The 2,400-nt window shown below is 47.4% G+C and carries 4 protein-coding genes; 2 read left to right on the top strand and 2 right to left on the bottom strand.

The window, feature by feature from the left end:
• The coding region (locus VIM87_RS05910; RefSeq protein ID WP_331996086.1) for an XdhC family protein at positions 1 to 416 on the top strand (416 nt) is incomplete at its 5' end.
• A 10-nt stretch (positions 417 to 426) separates the two neighbouring features.
• Entirely contained in the window at positions 427 to 1,002 is a 576-nt protein-coding gene (locus VIM87_RS05905) for a nucleotidyltransferase family protein (RefSeq protein WP_331996085.1), read from the top strand.
• 4 nt (positions 1,003 to 1,006) lie between these two features.
• Here VIM87_RS05905 and VIM87_RS05900 read toward each other — a convergent pair whose 3' ends face one another.
• Both VIM87_RS05900 and VIM87_RS05895 read right to left on the bottom strand, forming a co-directional pair.
• Complete coding sequence (locus tag VIM87_RS05900; protein WP_331996084.1) at positions 1,007 to 1,732, bottom strand: zeta toxin family protein; 726 nt, start codon at positions 1,730 to 1,732, stop codon at positions 1,007 to 1,009.
• 4 nt (positions 1,733 to 1,736) lie between these two features.
• On the bottom strand, positions 1,737 to 2,171 hold the full coding sequence (locus tag VIM87_RS05895) for a hypothetical protein (RefSeq protein ID WP_331996083.1): 435 nt from the start codon (positions 2,169 to 2,171) through the stop codon (positions 1,737 to 1,739).
• Positions 2,172 to 2,400: the final 229 nt, after the last annotated feature.

Genomic DNA, 2,400 nt, shown 5'->3' with positions numbered 1-2,400 from the left:
TTCCGAAAGCTGGTAAAGTGCTGGTTTCCAGATCGGAACAGGCTTTGTCGCAAGTAGTGATTGATGACCGCACCGCAGTAGTGCTCATGACGCACAACTATAACTACGACCTGGCCATGCTGCGGCAGCTGCTGCCTTTGGAGCTGCCTTACATTGGTTCTCTGGGTCCTAAAAAGAAGCTGGACCGTATGCTGGAAGAGCTGCGCGCAGCCGGCGTAACTATTACCCCGGAACAGCTGCAGAAAGTGTATGGGCCCACCGGCCTGGATATTGGTGCAGAAGGCGCGGAAGAAATTGCGCTGTCGGTAATGGCGGAGATCAAAGCTGTGCTATCCAACCGCAGTGGCGCCCCGCTGCGCGATAAAAATACCCCTATTCATGCCCCGCACAACGGGGAACCTGCTGTACTGCATTAATCCATTCACTATGACAGGCATTATCATCTTAGCCGCAGGCGCCTCCACCCGTATGGGAGCTCCCAAACAACAGCTTATTTACCAGGGCAAAACCCTGTTGCAGCATGCCATACAAACAGCCCTGAGCTCAGGCTGCACACCCGTGATAGTGGTGCTGGGCGCGCACGCCATGATCATTTCCCCGGAAGTTCCTAAAGAGCTGGTGACCATGATAGAGAACAAGGATTGGGAAGAGGGCATGAGCTCCTCCATCCGTACCGGCATATCGGCCCTGCAGGAAAAAGCGCCCCTGGCCACCGGTGTGATCTTAATGGTATGCGATCAGCCCCATGTGAGTGTTGAACATCTGCAGCAGCTCATGCAGCAAAAGCTGGACACCGGCAAAGGCATTGTAGCCAGCTACTATAAGAACACCATGGGCGTGCCCGTACTGTTTGATAAGCTCTTCTTTCCCGAACTGCTGGCACTAAAAGGCCAGGAAGGCGCTAAAAAGCTGCTGCTGCAGTTTGAGCAGGAAGTGGCGGCGGTGCCGTTTCCGTTGGGAGAGGTGGATGTGGATACGCGGGAGGATTATGAGCGGTTGTAGGCAATTATTGATCAAATCCCATTTTCTGGATAGCATAGGTATAAACCCAATCCGGAATATCATCATTATGAATGATGACTGTTTCATTGTCCTCAATTTCTGCTATCAGACGATATTTTCCTTCCAGTGAATTGTCGATCAGGTAACACCGGTGGCAATAAGGTATCATGTCAGCTAAAAGATCCAGGGAGCGGTAATAACGTTCTTCGATCTTACGTGGATCAACAGCATGCCCTCCCTTTTTTACCCTTGCCGCTACGCGGTCAATATTGATCTTAGGCGATACTGTTGCAATAAAGTACAGGTAATTTTTAAAGCCGGCTGCATGGGCATTTCTGAATATATCCAGTTTGGAGGGATGCGACATCACCGTTTCAAAAGAAAATGTATTGCCTTCTTCAATCAGCAACTGGCGCAGGAACTCAGCAATTAAAGCTGCTTCATAAGAATGAGTATCCTTTCTTATTCTTATGATATTGTCTGAAAATGCAAGATCTATTGGAAACCCTTCCTGGTTGGCTTTTTGAAATAGGGTAGATTGTTGGAGGAAATTAGTGAAAGTTGTCTCATCGGTGGTTAAACCATAGTCGCCCAGGTTAATAAAGCCTTTTTCCCGCCCGGTTTTTTCTATATCGTCTGCATTGATATAAACGCCCGTATAAAAATTGCGTTGAACTTCTTTAACAGTGGTGCTTTTACCGGATCCGTTAGGGCCGGCGAACACCCGCATACGGCTAGTGTGTTTTTCTGACATGAAGTACAGTACCTTTCCTGAATTGTTTTTCCCTGACCTGGGCTGCCTGCTGAAGCCGTTCAATACTACCGTCCGGCATTCTGCGTACTACCCATCCATCCTGCCAGAAGGTAACAGGAATTCCTAATGCTTTATTTTCATTGATGGCATTGGTAGCAGCACGTTTTCCAATATTTGCAAATATTGCTTCAAAGCCGTTTTCTTCCAGCTCACTGAGATCCTGTTCCTTCAATTTTTTATAAGCAGAAAGCCGGAAATAATGGCGTATTTTATCTACCCCGGTTCGTAATGCCATCCCCCTATTGGTCCTTCTTTTCATTTTATTCTGATATTTACTTATCATGGAAGGTACAAAAATTCCCAAATATGGGTTATTGGCAGGTCTAGCCTCTGCTTCCCCCACCAATTTATCCATACATCTGTACGATTTTCCATTCTTTCCACCCCGCCTTTCCGCTATTTTAGCAACCACGTTATGAACATGTAGCAGAAAGTATCAACCTTTTCCTCGCACCCAAAATCTGAAACAATATGCGTACTTCCACGAAACGCAACGGGATCGCCTTCCTGTTTGCGAAAGCCCTGCTTTTTACGTTATTTGTCTGTTGCAGCCATTTAATTTCTTTTGCGCGCGAAGCGCCTGC

Origin of the sequence: Chitinophaga sp. (genome assembly GCF_036569125.1) — a bacterium.
Lineage (GTDB): Bacteria > Bacteroidota > Bacteroidia > Chitinophagales > Chitinophagaceae > Chitinophaga.
Note: the sequence above shows the minus strand (reverse complement) of the source record. Positions and strands in the feature narration are given on the sequence as shown.